Below are 14025 nucleotides of genomic sequence, written 5' to 3' on the forward strand. Positions count from 1 at the left end.
CGGGAGAGCCAGATGCCATTATTCACCTCACTCACCCGCCGGAGTCTGCTGCCACTACTGCTGCTGGTTAGCTCCGTGGCCCTGGCCGACAGCGCCACGCTGAATATCACCGGGCGTATTCTGTCTTCCACCTGCCAACCGGAAATCAACCCGCTCACCGTGCCGCTGGGCACCATTTCCCGCACCGCCTTAGGCGCCAAAGGGACGACTGCCCCGGCCATCGCCTTCCAACTGCAGTTGAAAAACTGCCCGGCGGAGATCGGCCAGATAAAAGTGCAGTTCGACGGCACGCCCGCCAGCGGCGACAACTCCGCGCTGGCGTTAACTGCCGCAAGCGGCGTCGCGACTGGCGTGGCGGTACAGCTGCAGGATGCGGCGGGGGCCATAGTGCCGCCGGGCCAGGCTTCCGCTCTGATGGCCATCAAGGGCGGCAAGGGTTCTCTCAACAGCCTGAGGTTCACCGCCCGCTATATCGCCACCGCCGATAAGGTAACCGCAGGCAGTGCTAATGCCAGCGCGACCTTCACCCTTTGGTACAGCAATTGATATCAATGGGGCTGTTGCTGAGGGCTTTGTTGCTTCAGGGAGTTAACGAAAAAAACCGTCGGTGGACCATTTCCTACCGACGGTTATTGATACAAAAGCAGAGTAATTTAACGGCGGTTACGCACCAGTTGATAGCGACGGGTCAGGTATTCCACCGGCACGCTCCAGATATGCACCAGGCGGCAGAACGGGAACAGCACGAACAGCGTCATGCCCAGCACCATATGCAATTTGAAGATCAACGCAACGCCAGCCAGATGCTGTGACGCTCCGGCGTGGAAGGTCACCACCGCCTGCGCCCAGGCCACCAGCTTCATCATCTCGCTGCCGTCCATATGCTGGGCGGAGAACGGAATGGTCAGCAGCCCCAGACACACCTGCACCACCAACAGCGTCAGGATCATTATGTCGGCAAAACTGCTGGTCGCACGCACCCGCGGGTTGGTCAGGCGGCGTTTCAGCAACAGCGCCCCGCCAACCAGCGTCATCACGCCGCATGCACCGCCGGCGATCATCGCCAGTTTCTGTTTCACGTCGATCGGCAGGAAGGCTTCATACATCCAGTGCGGCGTCAGCATGCCGAGGAAGTGCCCGGCGAAGATACCCAAAATACCGATATGGAACAGGTTGGATGCCAAGCGCATGCCCTTTTTATCCAGCATTTGGCTGGAGCCGGCACGCCAGCTGTACTGCCCGTAATCGTAACGCAACCAGCTGCCTATCAGGAAAATCGCGCCCGCCAGATAGGGGTAAATATCGAAGAAGAATTGATTTAAAAATTGCATGATTAGCGTCCTTTGGTTCCGGTTAGCGCATCCGTCAGGTCCAGGTACTGTGGTGCCACCGCGCCGGCAAAGCGCCGCTGATGCGCCGTCTGCTGTGCCGAAGCGCAGCCTTCCTCACCGAGAAACTTGATTTGTTCCTCTTCCCAGACCGCATCCAGCGCCTGCGGCGTGTCGTCCCTGGCTTCCCCCGCCACCTGGCTTTCCAGGCTGGCGCTTTTCACCTCGGTACCGGACAGCGTCAGCAGCAGGTCGAACAACACCGCATACGGGCTCTCTCTCTGCTGCAAACGTGCGCCCAACAGCGCCAGGATCGCCGCGATGTCCTGCAAGCCACCGCGCGCTTCGGCCTGGTTGCGGCTGGCCAGATATTCCAGATACAGCGGCAAAAAGTCCGGCAGCTCGCGGCTGTCGATCTCCAGCCCCGCGTCACGGTATTGCGCCATCAGGTCGACCATCGCCTGACCGCGATCGCGCGATTCACCATGCACGTGTTCAAACAGCAGCAGCGAGGTGGCGCGGCCACGATCAAACAGTTCGCAGTATTCAGCCTGCACGTCCAGCAACGGGCGAGCGCAAAAACGGCGAATAAACAGGATCAGCTGCGCGCTGTGGTGTAAATCCAGTTCGCTGGCCGGCTCCAGCGCCTCGACCAACGCCTGCTGATGGTCAAACAGCGCCTGCTCCGGGTAGTCCAGCAGCCGGGCAATCACTTTCAGGCTGATCATGAGGCATCCTCCTGACGGGCGGTTTTTTGCGTCACATCAATGGCGTCAATGCGGCGGCTGTTGAACAGATTGAATTTACCGTCGCTGCCGTGACAGCCGTCACCAAAGCTGAAGCCACAGCCTTTGCTTTCCGGGAAGGCTTCACGTGCCAACTCGCGGTGGCTGGACGGGATCACAAAGCGGTCTTCATAGTTGGCGATCGCCAGATAACGGTACATTTCCTGCGCCTGCGCTTCGGTCAACCCCACCTGCTCCAGCGCACTGGTGTCCAGTACGCCGTCAACGGTTTCCGCCCGTTTGTAGTGGCGCATTGCCAGCATGCGTTTGAGTGCCAACAGCACCGGTGCGGTATCCCCGGCGGTCAGCAAGTTGGCCAGATATTGCACCGGGATACGCAGGCTTTCCACGTCCGGCAACACGCCGCTGTGCGCCAGCTCACCGGCATCGGCGGCGGATTGAATCGGTGACAGCGGCGGGACGTACCAGACCATCGGCAACGTGCGGTATTCCGGGTGCAGCGGCAGCGCCAGCTTCCAGTCCATCGCCATTTTATACACCGGCGACTGCTGCGCGGCCTCGATCACGCCTTGCGGAATGCCGTCCTGCAACGCCTGGGCAATCACCGCCGGGTCGTGCGGATCCAGGAAGATATCCAACTGGCGCTGATAAAGATCCTGCTCGTTCTCGGCAGCGGCGGCCTGCTCAATGCGATCGGCGTCATACAGCAGCACGCCCAGATAGCGGATACGGCCAACGCAGGTTTCCGAACACACCGTCGGCTGGCCGGATTCGATACGCGGGTAGCAGAAGATGCACTTCTCGGACTTGCCGCTCTTCCAGTTGAAATAGATTTTTTTGTACGGACAGCCGGTCAGGCACATGCGCCAGCCGCGGCATTTATCCTGATCGATCAGCACAATACCGTCTTCGCCACGCTTGTAGATGGCGCCGCTTGGGCAAGTCGCGACACAGGCCGGGTTAAGGCAGTGTTCGCACAGGCGCGGCAAATACATCATGAAGGTGTTTTCGAACTGGCCGTACATCGCCTTCTGCATATTGTCGAAGTTTTTGTCCTGCGAGCGTTTCTCGAATTCGCCGCCGAGGATCTCCTCCCAGTTCGGGCCGCTTTCGATCTTCTTCATACGCTGGCCGGTGATCAAGGAGCGCGGACGGGCGATCGGCTGATGCTTCCCCTGCGGCGCGGTATGCAGGTTCTGATAGTCGTAGTCGAAAGGCTCGTAGTAATCGTCCAGCGCAGGCACGTCCGGGTTGGCGAAAATCTTCGACAACAGGCCGACGCGGCTGCCCATGCGCGGTTCCAGCTTGCCGTTGATTTTACGGATCCAACCGCCCTTCCACTTTTCCTGATCTTCCCAGGCGTGCGGGTAGCCGACGCCGGGTTTGCTTTCGACGTTGTTGAACCAGGCGTACTCCATGCCCTCGCGGCTGGTCCAGACGTTCTTGCAGGTCACCGAACAGGTATGGCAACCGATGCATTTGTCCAGGTTCAGCACCATGCCGACTTGCGAACGAATTTTCATTTTGCTTTCTCCTGCTGGCTGCCCTGCGAGTCGTCGTTGCCTTCACCGTCTAACCAATCGATGCGGTTCATTTTGCGTACCACCACAAACTCGTCGCGGTTGGAGCCGACGGTGCCGTAATAGTTGAAACCGTAGGCCAGCTGCGCGTAGCCACCGATCATATGGGTCGGTTTCGGGCAGACGCGGGTCACCGAGTTGTGAATGCCGCCGCGCTGGCTGGTGATTTCCGAGCCGGGAATGTTCACGATACGTTCTTGCGCGTGATACATCATGGTCATGCCTGCCGGAATACGCTGGCTGACCACCGCCCGAGCGGTCAGTGCGCCGTTGGCGTTAAAGGCTTCGATCCAGTCGTTATCCTCAATGCCCAGATCTTTGGCGTCGTCTTCGCTCATCCAGACGATCGGCCCACCGCGCGACAGGGTCAGCATCAACAGGTTGTCGCTGTAGGTGGAGTGAATGCCCCACTTCTGGTGCGGCGTCAGGAAGTTCAACGCCTTCTCTTTATTGCCGTTCGGCTTCTGGTTCAGCAACGGCTGCGCGGCGCGGGTATCGATCGGCGGACGGTACACCAGCAGGCTCTCGCCAAAGGCGCGCATCCACTCGTGATCCTGATACAACTGCTGGCGGCCGCTGATGGTGCGCCATGGGATCAGCTCATGCACGTTGGTATAACAGGCGTTATACGACACGTGTTCATCCTCCAGCCCTGACCAGGTGGGGCTGGAAATGATTTTGCGCGGCTGGGCCTGAATGTCGCGGAAGCGGATTTTTTCGTCTTCCTTGTTCAGCGCCAGGTGGCGGTGATCGCGGCCGGTCATTTTGCCCAGAGCTTCCCACGCCTTGACCGCCACCTGCCCGTTGGTTTCCGGTGCTAACGTCAGGATCACTTCGGCGGCATCAATGGCGCTTTCAATTTTCGGCCGCCCCGCTGCCGGGCCTGCGGTTTTGACGTAGTTGAGCTTTTTCAGGAAGTCGACTTCGTCCTGGGTGTTCCAGCCAATGCCTTTCCCGCCGTTGCCCAGCTTATCCAGCAGCGGCCCCAGTGAAGTGAAACGCTCATAGGTGGCTGGGTAATCGCGCTCCACCACCATGATATGCGGCGCGGTTTTGCCGGGGATCAGTTCACATTCGCCCTTTTTCCAGTCTTTGACGCCGTAAGGCTGCGCCAGCTCGGCGGCGGAGTCATGCTGGATCGGCAGCGTCACCACGTCGGTTTCCTGCCCCAGATGCCCGACACAGACTTCGGAGAAGGCTTTGGCGATGCCCTTGTAGATTTCCCAGTCGCTCTTGGAGTCCCAGGCCGGATCGACCGCCGCCGACAGCGGGTGAATAAACGGATGCATATCCGAGGTATTCATGTCGTCTTTTTCGTACCAGGTGGCGGTCGGCAGCACGATGTCGGAATAGAGGCAGGTGCTGGACATGCGGAAATCCAGGGTCACCACCAGATCCAGCTTGCCTTCGCCGCCGTTATCCCGCCATTCCACTTCCTGCGGCTTGGCACCGCCCTGCTGGCCCAGATCCTTGCCCTGAATGCCGTTTTCGGTGCCCAACAGGTATTTGAGCATGTACTCATGGCCCTTGCCGGAGGAACCCAGCAGGTTAGAGCGCCAGACGAACAGGTTACGCGGGAAGTTCTGTGGGTTGTCCGGCTGCTCGGCGGCAAAGCCCAGCGTCCCTTTCTTCAGGGCGTCGACGGTGTACTCCACCGGCGATTGTCCTGCGGCTTGTGCCTGCGCCGCAATATGCAGCGGGTTAGTGCCCAGCTGTGGTGCGGACGGCAACCAGCCCATGCGCTCGGCACGCACGTTGAGATCGATCAGGCTTCCGCCGAAGCGTGATTTGTCCGCCATCGGCGACAGCAGCTCTTCGGTCCCCACGGTTTCATAGCGCCACTGACTGGAGTGGTTATAGAAGAACGAGGTGCTGTTCATATGACGCGGCGGACGTTGCCAGTCGAGGCCAAACGCCAGCGGCAGCCAGCCGGTCTGCGGCCGCAGCTTTTCCTGGCCGACGTAGTGCGCCCAGCCGCCACCGCTCTGGCCGACGCAGCCGCAGAAGATCAACATGTTGATCAGGCCACGGTAGGTCATGTCCATGTGGTACCAGTGGTTGACACCGGCACCGACGATAATCATCGAGCGACCATGGGTTTTCTCGGCGTTGTCGGCAAATTCACGCGCAATGCGGATGATGTTGTGGCGGGAAACGCCGGTGATTTGCTCGGCCCAGGCCGGGGTATAGGCTTTGACGTCGTCGTAGTCGGTGGCGCAGTTGGCGTCGTTCAGGCCACGCTCGAGGCCGTAGTTGGCCAGGGTCAAATCGTACACGCTGGTCACCAGCGCTTCGCTGCCGTCCGCCAGGCGCAGACGTTTGACCGGCAGCTTGTGCAGCAGGATCTCGTCCAGCGCCACGCTGTTGAAGTTCCCGCCCTCGGCAGCGCCGCTTTTGATGCCGCCAAAGTAAGGGAAACCCACCTCGGCTACGTCGTCATGCGCGCCCAGCAGGCTGAGTTGCAACTCCACTTCCTGCTGGTCCTGTCCGGCGCGTTGTTCCAGGTTCCATTTGCCCTGTTCGCCCCAGCGGAAACCGATCGACCCCTGCGGGGCAACCAGCTCGCCACTGCGTTGATCAATGGCGACGGTTTTCCATTCGGGGTTATTTTCTTGCCCCAGGCCGTCGACCAAATCGGCGGCGCGCAGCAGGCGACCGGCGGCATAATGCCCCTCTTCGCGCGGCTCCAGCATAACCAGCATCGGCATGTCGGTATAACGACGCACGTAATCGCGGAAATAGCCCACCTCACGATCCAGGTGGAACTCTTTCAACATCACGTGGCCCATCGCCAGCGCCATGGCGCTGTCGGTGCCCTGCTTCGGATTCAGCCACTGGTCGCACAGCTTGGCGACTTCGGCGTAGTCCGGCGTGACCGCCACGGTTTTGGTGCCTTTGTAACGGACTTCAGTAAAGAAGTGCGCGTCCGGGGTGCGCGTCTGAGGCACGTTGGAACCCCAGGCGATAATGTAGGAAGAGTTATACCAGTCGGCGGATTCCGGCACGTCGGTCTGTTCGCCCCAGGTCATTGGCGAGGCCGGCGGCAAGTCGCAATACCAGTCGTAGAAGCTCAGGCAGGTGCCGCCAATCAGCGACAGATAACGGGCGCCGGCGGCGTAAGACACCATCGACATCGCCGGGATTGGCGAGAAGCCAATGATGCGATCCGGACCGAAGGTTTTGGCGGTGTAGACGTTGGAAGCGGCGATCAGCTCGTTAACCTCCTGCCAGCTGGAACGGACGAAACCGCCACGCCCGCGCGCCACTTTGTAGCTTTTGGCTTTTTCAGGATCGCTGACGATCGAGCCCCAGGCCTCGACGGGATCGCTGTGCAGCGCCTTGGCTTCGCGCCACAGTTTGATCAGGCGTTTGCGCATCAATGGGTATTTCAGCCGGTTGGCGCTGTACAGATACCAGGAATAGCTGGCGCCACGTGGGCAGCCGCGCGGTTCATGGTTTGGCAGATCGGGACGGGTACGTGGGTAATCGGTCTGCTGGGTTTCCCAGGTGACCAGGCCGTTTTTCACATAAATTTTCCAGCTGCAGGAGCCGGTGCAGTTGACCCCATGGGTGGAGCGCACAATCTTGTCGTGCTGCCAACGGCTGCGGTAGCCGTCTTCCCAGTCGCGGTTGGTGTTCAACGTCTGGCCATGATCGCCAGAAAAGGGTTCCGCCAACTGCTTAAAATAGCGGAATCGGTCTAGAAACTTGCTCATCCGGAATTCTCCTGAGGGCTTTTTAATATTTTTTTACCCTATGGATTTCAAGTCACAGCTAGGCGGCCAGCTCGCTCATCTCCAGGCGCTTACTCAAGTAAGTAACTGGAGTGAGCTAGCGCAGGTAACAACGCTGCGGCTTGAAATACGACGGGTAATGACATTGCTCAATCTGCCGCCAGCCTACTAATGCGGTTGCGGTGGCAAATTGATTGCGATCAAGAGAACGGAGGGAGAATAACGGCGGCAGCGGCGTGGATACTCCTAAAGTATCATGGCAAGCATTGGGTTTAATTAATTGAAAATATTATAGAAATGATGAATCAGATGTTCGAGGGGATATGCTGCGGGGTAAGTCGGGGTATTTGGGGGTAGGAAGCGGACTGCTGACAAACACTCGAAAAGGCTAAACCGGTAGGGGTCGACCATGTTCGACCCGATTTAACTCATTGATTATGCTATTGGGCGCAGCATGCAGCGCCCCTACCATTAAACAACAGAACACTTTGTCTACGGCCTCAAGCGGACTGACGCCCGCTTCCGATTCGGTGCAGAGATTATTAGTGGAGTAGAGAAGAACATATCAGACTGTTGACAAAGCTTGTTATTAGGGAGAGCGTGCCGATGGGGTCGTAGCGGCTTGCCCGCCGGAGCGCCCCTCGGTACGCTAGGCCCGAGTATCTCGGGTTCTCAGACCACTTTGTCATCAAACTCACGCATTAGCCTAAATCCATCTCATGCCCTATCCACTCGCCGCTGTCGCGGTTGATAAATTGCAGATACTGCTCATATTCCTGTTCGCCATAGAACAGGTTCAGCAGCGGCGTTTTATAGAACGACTGCCACATCTGCCCCAGCATGATCGGGCGACGCGGAACGTAAATGTTCTCTATCAGGTTATAACCGGTGGCCATCAGCATAAAGCACAGGAAGAAGTAGTTAAATCTGCCGCGGATGAACGATCCCCGATGAGCCACGTAATAAAACAGCAAGAACACCGAGGCCACGCTGGCGTAGCGGCTGGCCGCCTGCAGCGAGCTGGAACACAGGAACACAAACACCACCAGCCATGCCGCATAGTTTTTGATGTCCCCCGCCTGATTGCGCATCGGGTGAGCGAGCATAAACACGCCGAGAAACAGCGCCGGGAATAACACAATCAGGAAGTTAATCATGCCGTTGGCATTGCCGGATGTCAGGTAGTCGCTGGCGTACATGCCGGAGGTATAGACGTCGGAGTAACTGTTGATGCCGGAGATCGTAATATGGGAAACGATAAACGGCAGCGCAAACTTGGCGGTCAGGAAGGCGATGGCGCTGAACACCACCGTCAGCAGGCGGTTCAGGCGCATCACCCGGCTGCACAGGAACACGCCCACCAGCAGCATGCTGGAAAAGTGGGTCAGCATGGCGAACAGCATCAGGCCGGCGGCAAGTGGGCGGTTGAGCTTATGGCAAAACAGCACCATCGCCAGGGTCATCACCGCCATCGAGAAGCCAAAGCGTAACCCCATGGCAATGATAAACGGGTTAATCAAAAACAGCACCGCCAGATGCAGCAGTACAAACTGCCGCGCCGTGAACGCCTTGCCGGAATGCAGCATGACGATATTCAGCGCGCTGAGATAGCAGTAAACCGACAGCGCGACGTACAGCCCCGGAATAATGAAAAAGGGGATCCCCAGCGTTTTGAAAATATAGAAATTGGCGTACAGCACCACGTCCACCTTGCCCTGAATGACATCACTCAGGCGGGTCGCCGAATTGATGGCATCGTAGTTGGCAAAGTGGCGGTAAAGGTCTGCCAGCGGCGGAATTTTGATGAAGAAAAAGAAAAAACACAGCGCAATCAGCACATAAGCCGCCGAGTTTTTCTTTCCTGCCCTCAGCGTACCTATGCTGTGCAACAAGGCGAAAAGCGGTACCGTCAGCAACAGTACGCTGCCGATCAGCGTCGAACGTTCAAAGCGCATAATCATCCTCTGAAAGGGGGAATCTCTTAAGGGTAACGGAGTACGCGAAACGCATCTCAGAACGGCACGCCGCGGAAAAACACATTGCGGATGATATTTTTCATATACACCCCCGCCATCAAGCCGCTATTAACGTAAACAATGCCCTTCAACCCATAGAAAACGCCTGCCAGGCGACTCTTGCCGTCGGTAATGATGCGCGAAGTAATGCAGGTATGGCGCAGACGCATGATCTTGCGTGCCCGGGGTGATACCTGCGGCATCAGCCGCTGCTCAAACTGCATTTTGTTGCGGTATCCAATAATGCCCTTCGGACTGGAGGTGATGCGTTCGCCGTCATGGTCGTTGTGCACCGCCAGTCGTTCGTGCAGCGTACCGATCTTCGCTCCGGCCGCCAGCAGCCGGTAGAGGAAGATATGATCCTGGTAGCGAGGAGTGTTGAAAAAACCCCGCACCGCAATCGCCGTGCTACGGCGCATCATGATCATCGGCGTGTAGGCTACGCCGGCCAGCATAAAGTCCTCCAGCCCTTCGCAACGCGCGCGGTAGTAATGCTCGGCGCTGATCTGCCCGTTTTTCAGAATATCCATATCGCACAGGCTGACGTCGTAACCGCCCTGCTGCATAAACGCCAATTGACGGGCGATTTTCTGTGGGTGGTAGTAATCGTCATCGTCCAGAAAGCTGATGTACTGGCCGCTCGAACGCAGGATCCCGCTGTTACGTGCCAGCGCGCCGCCGCCATTGCGCCTGCGCGGGTAATAGATAATCTCACCCCGCTCAATGTAGCCGGCCAGGCGCTCGCGGGTCGCCAGGCGATGGGCGTCGCCCTGCGGGTTGTCATCCACCACGATGATTTCCAACGGGCGATGGGTTTGTGCCAATACGCTATCGATGGCGCGTGCCAGCAGTTCGCTGCGGCCATAGGTGGGTATGATGACGCTGACGGTGATACTCATAGTTTTATTCTGCCTGTTGGGGGCGAGAGGGCTCGCCCCAATTGACATGGGTGCAGCATGCTGCTGCTTTGACGAAAACGGGAAAGAGGCGAATGCTGTGCCGCTAGCCGCGCAGGTTGTACAGCCGGGCCATCAGGTAGTAGGCCAGTGGGCTACGGTAAAACAGCCGGTTTTTACGGCTCAGCATTTTACGCTCCTCGCCGCGCAGGCCGGAATAACGGCGCTTCAGCTCGCGGGTTTCGCGCAACGCATCACGCGGCCCGAAAAAGTCCAACCCCACCAGCAAGCGCGCTTTCAGGGTGGTGACGTAGAGAATCGAGTAAAGTCCATGCCCCAGTCCCTGCCGTCGCCCGCTGTCAGCGCCGTCGAGTGCGTAATCCAGATCGTCCAGATCGCGTCGCTTGGGCGCGCGCGTAATGCCATTCGGGTTGGCGCGGTATCCCACCAACGGCGTATCGCAGACCACGATGCGATCGGCCTTCAGGTAAAGCTGCGGGATCAGCTGAATATCTTCAAAATTGCGCCCCGCCGGGAAGCGAGCCTCATCGAACAGCGTTTTGCGATAAATCCTAGCCCAGGCGTACCACATGCTGCGGTTAAAGCTGTCTGCCAGCAGCGCCATATGCTCATCACGCTGCTGCGGAGCCGCATTACCGGGCACGATAGCCATGGTTCCGTCCGGTTGGATCTTGCCGTTATTGAAGGTCGAAAAGCGCTGGGCGTTGAAGGCCACAATATCGGCCAACGGATTATCCGCCAACAAACGCCCCAAAATGCTGAAGTAGCCCTCCAGCAGTACGTCGTCGGAGTCCAGGAAGCCAATGTAGTTCCCCTCGGCATGGTCAATGCCGTTGTTGCGCGCCTGGCTTAACCCCTGATTTTCCTGGCGCAAAATGCTGACCCGCCGCTTGTGCTGCGGGTAGCGACACAGCATCTCTTCGGCAATGCCGATGGCCCCGTCCGGGCTGCCGTCATCCACGATGATCACTTCCGCCCAGTCAGGCAGCTGTTGCAGCACCGAATCAAGGCACGCCCCGATATAAGCCTCAACCTTGTACACAGGAATAATCAGGCTCAGGGTAATATTCATGACCGGTTATCCTTTATCTTCTGTTTGACGTTGCACCCATACCGCACGGCTGCCCATCGAAGGCAATTCCGCCTCAATCTGCCGTTGCCCCTGAGCCTGCCAACCGGCAGGCAGATCAAAACGTGCCGACATTTGACGGTAATAAGGGTTGGCTATCAGTACCAGGCCGCGATCGCCGCGAATAAACAGCCGGGCCGGGATGGCGGTATTGTTGCCTTGCAACAACCGGCTTTCACCGGAAAGCAGGTAAGGCTCAAAGCTGACAATCTGCTGTGCTACGCCGGCGACGCCGCGCCAGATAGCGTCAAACTCCTGCTGGCTGAAGCCGCCACGCTGGCGCTTGTAGAACAAGTCGGTATAGGAATAAAACAGGATGCCTCTGGCCCCGCCGATCAGCCCTAACCAGGCCTGATTGCGGATCTCCGCCTCGGTAGGCTGACGCGGTTTGCGGCCGGGGGCGTAAGCGGCATGATCCATAATTTGCATCACCAACCAGGCTCCTTTTGCCTGGCGCGCCACCTGGCTGGTAATACGGCTGTACTCCAGCGTCCGCGTCAGATCGGCGTCTCTGCCGACCGGATAAGGGTCGCTGGCCAACACGTCCGAACTGTTGAAATAGGCATTGAGCGTCCCGGTCTTGTCCAACACCTGGAACGTCAGGTGATCCGGATCCAATTGCTTGACCTGCAGGTGCTTTTGCTCAATCTGCGGCACATATTCCGGGCCCAGTTCGTCGTTGATGTACCAGGCGAGCAGGTTTGGTTGATGCTTGAACTTCTCCACATAGCTGGCCGTCAGCTGCGGATAGCTCATTTTGGTTTCCGGCGCAAAGCGGGTGCCGGCGTACATATCCTTGAGCGAAAAAATCACCTGCAAACCATACTGCTGGGTTTTGCGGAAATAGTTATAGGGGTCGCGGCCGGTGCCGTAGTTGTAATTGAGCAGGGTATTGAAACCGGCATCGCGGATGCGCGCCAGATGCTCATCCGTCGCCATCTCGCCGTACATGTAGATGCCGAGCGGGAAGAAGCGCTTGCCTTGCTTCAAGACGTAACCCTGAGCATCCAGCGCTACCTTGGGCTGCGGGCGACCGACGCTGATCGGCATTTCGCTGCGCTGACTGCGTTGCGTGGCCACGTCCGTCACCTGCTGCTGCAAACGATACTCGCCGGCGGCCAAATCGGCCGGCAGCGGAAATTCCACCTGCTGTTTTTCGCTGATGGCATAGCGGCGGCTGTCACGTTTCACCGCGGTGTTTTTGTCATCGACCAGGGTACTGTCCACCTGCACCTGCTGCGGATCCACCACTTCAATCAGGCTGGAGGCCGCGCCGTTACCGCTGCGCATCTGGTACAGCTCCGGCGCAACGGGTTGCAGGCAGGCGTAAACATCGTCAAACCAGGCATTGCCGGTGGTGCCCTGACGCAGATAAACGCCCAGCACCACATTCACCGCCCGTGGTGGCACCCGAAAATCGCCGGTCACCGGCTGCCAGCCGCTGGTGCCCAGCAGCCCCTGCGGATAGCTGCCCGCCAAAAAACGCCCCTGGTCGTCATAGCTTTCGACAAACACGCCGGCGCCCTGATTTTCGCCCTTGCCCCTGAGATTTTCACCGCGAACCCAGGCACCAAAAGCCAGCTGTTGACCCGGTTTGACCGACAGGGTTTGCAGCATGTTGTGGTAGTTGGCCGGGTTGTGATTTTGATAAAACAGGCTGCTGTGACCGCCGTGGCCACCCGCGACCACCTGCGCCGAGGCCAGCGACCACCCGGCCCCCCCCTGCTCGAAACCGGGATCCTTGAGCAGGTTGCTGTCGCAGCCGGCCGCATTGGCCAGCCCCGCCCAGCCGGCGCTCGCCAGCAGGCAGGCCGAAGTTAGTTTGCTGAAATTCATTGTCTTTTCATCACCGCGCTGTACAGGTAGGAGAAGAACAGATAACAGGACTTCTGATAGGAAAGCCCCAGATGGCGGCGATATATCTGCCACTGCCAGTCGGCCGCGCGGAATTTATTGCCGGACAGCGACTGCGCCGACAGGCGATAAAAGGCCAGGGGTTCGGGGATGCAGTAAGCCATGTGGTTACGCGCCTTCTCCAGCACCGACAGCCACATCACGTAGTCCTCATGGCCCACTTTGCTCTGGTACACCTTGCCGACCTGTCGCTGGTTGTACATGCCGGTCAGATTGCCGATCCAGTTGCTTTTCAACATGTCTTTATAGGCGATGATTTCGCCGGCGCCGCGGTAGTTTTTCACCCGCGTCGGGTCATCTTCAAAGGTGTAATAATGGGAGCACACCACGTCGTAGCGGTTGGTCTTGAGGATCCCGACCTGGCGCGCCAGCTTGTTCGGGTGCCAGACGTCATCGCTGTCGCAAAACGCAATATAATCGCCGCGCGCGGCTTCAATCGCGATGTTGCGGGTCTCGGCCACGCCCTGATTGGTGTCGTTGCGGATGTAAGTCAGACGATCGTGGATGAACGGTTTCACCACCTCGGCGGTATGGTCCGTAGAAGCATCGTCGATCACATACAGGTGATAATCCTGGTAAGTCTGGTTCAGCACCCCGAGGATCGACTCTTTGATAAAGCCCGCTGCGTTGTAAGCCGGCATGATAACTGAAACTTTTTCCAT

Annotated in this window: 10 protein-coding genes; 1 reads left to right on the plus strand and 9 read right to left on the minus strand. The window is 58.4% G+C overall.

The annotated features are described in order from the left end of the window. Window positions 1–12 precede the first annotated feature (12 nt). On the plus strand, window positions 13–546 hold the full coding sequence (locus EBA31_RS15610) for a fimbrial protein (protein WP_122079663.1): 534 nt from the start codon (window positions 13–15) through the stop codon (window positions 544–546). 107 nt (window positions 547–653) lie between these two features. On the opposite strand, the gene narI is transcribed toward EBA31_RS15610, so the two are convergent. The 9 genes from narI to EBA31_RS15655 form a co-directional block, all read right to left on the minus strand. After that, window positions 654–1331: a respiratory nitrate reductase subunit gamma gene (gene narI / locus EBA31_RS15615; protein ID WP_044551986.1), complete on the minus strand. Its 678-nt coding sequence runs from the start codon at window positions 1329–1331 to the stop codon at window positions 654–656. Window positions 1332–1333: 2 nt separating this feature from the next. Continuing rightward, window positions 1334–2056 carry a nitrate reductase molybdenum cofactor assembly chaperone gene (narJ, locus tag EBA31_RS15620; RefSeq protein WP_122079664.1) on the minus strand — a complete coding sequence of 241 codons (723 nt, stop codon included), beginning with the start codon at window positions 2054–2056 and terminating at the stop codon, window positions 1334–1336. Next, complete coding sequence (gene narH / locus EBA31_RS15625; RefSeq protein ID WP_122079665.1) at window positions 2053–3597, minus strand: nitrate reductase subunit beta; 1545 nt, start codon at window positions 3595–3597, stop codon at window positions 2053–2055. The genes narJ and narH overlap by 4 nt, the downstream gene beginning before the upstream one ends. Next, a complete protein-coding gene (locus tag EBA31_RS15630; protein WP_122079666.1) occupies window positions 3594–7370 on the minus strand; it encodes a nitrate reductase subunit alpha in 3777 nt (1258 codons plus the stop codon). Before EBA31_RS15630 ends, narH begins: the two co-directional genes overlap by 4 nt. A gap of 719 nt (window positions 7371–8089) precedes the next feature. Continuing rightward, window positions 8090–9343 carry a hypothetical protein gene (locus tag EBA31_RS15635; protein ID WP_048760199.1) on the minus strand — a complete coding sequence of 418 codons (1254 nt, stop codon included), beginning with the start codon at window positions 9341–9343 and terminating at the stop codon, window positions 8090–8092. A gap of 56 nt (window positions 9344–9399) precedes the next feature. Beyond that, window positions 9400–10302 (minus strand): glycosyltransferase family 2 protein, encoded by a 903-nt coding sequence (locus EBA31_RS15640; protein WP_122079667.1) that lies wholly within the window; start codon window positions 10300–10302, stop codon window positions 9400–9402. A gap of 103 nt (window positions 10303–10405) precedes the next feature. Further along, window positions 10406–11392, minus strand: coding sequence for a glycosyltransferase family A protein (locus tag EBA31_RS15645; protein WP_122079668.1), 987 nt, complete (start codon window positions 11390–11392; stop codon window positions 10406–10408). Window positions 11393–11398: 6 nt separating this feature from the next. Continuing rightward, a complete protein-coding gene (locus EBA31_RS15650) occupies window positions 11399–13285 on the minus strand; it encodes a carbohydrate-binding protein CenC (protein ID WP_122079669.1) in 1887 nt (628 codons plus the stop codon). Next, the gene (locus EBA31_RS15655) at window positions 13282–14025 is read right to left on the minus strand and encodes a glycosyltransferase family 2 protein (protein ID WP_044551994.1); all 744 of its coding nucleotides are present in this window, start codon (window positions 14023–14025) and stop codon (window positions 13282–13284) included. Before EBA31_RS15655 ends, EBA31_RS15650 begins: the two co-directional genes overlap by 4 nt.

Origin of the sequence: Serratia sp. P2ACOL2 (assembly GCF_003691565.1) — a bacterium.
GTDB lineage: Bacteria > Pseudomonadota > Gammaproteobacteria > Enterobacterales > Enterobacteriaceae > Serratia > Serratia liquefaciens.

Bases quoted from the DNA above. Each gene is read 5' to 3' on its own strand.
- EBA31_RS15610 (WP_122079663.1), top strand. From the start codon at position 13: ATGCCATTATTCACCTCACTCACCCGCCGGAGTCTGCTGCCACTACTG.
- narI (WP_044551986.1), bottom strand. From the start codon at position 1,331: ATGCAATTTTTAAATCAATTCTTCTTCGATATTTACCCCTATCTGGCG.
- narJ (WP_122079664.1), bottom strand. From the start codon at position 2,056: ATGATCAGCCTGAAAGTGATTGCCCGGCTGCTGGACTACCCGGAGCAG.
- narH (WP_122079665.1), bottom strand. From the start codon at position 3,597: ATGAAAATTCGTTCGCAAGTCGGCATGGTGCTGAACCTGGACAAATGC.
- EBA31_RS15630 (WP_122079666.1), bottom strand. From the start codon at position 7,370: ATGAGCAAGTTTCTAGACCGATTCCGCTATTTTAAGCAGTTGGCGGAA.
- EBA31_RS15635 (WP_048760199.1), bottom strand. From the start codon at position 9,343: ATGCGCTTTGAACGTTCGACGCTGATCGGCAGCGTACTGTTGCTGACG.
- EBA31_RS15640 (WP_122079667.1), bottom strand. From the start codon at position 10,302: ATGAGTATCACCGTCAGCGTCATCATACCCACCTATGGCCGCAGCGAA.
- EBA31_RS15645 (WP_122079668.1), bottom strand. From the start codon at position 11,392: ATGAATATTACCCTGAGCCTGATTATTCCTGTGTACAAGGTTGAGGCT.
- EBA31_RS15650 (WP_122079669.1), bottom strand. From the start codon at position 13,285: ATGAATTTCAGCAAACTAACTTCGGCCTGCCTGCTGGCGAGCGCCGGC.
- EBA31_RS15655 (WP_044551994.1), bottom strand. From the start codon at position 14,025: ATGGAAAAAGTTTCAGTTATCATGCCGGCTTACAACGCAGCGGGCTTT.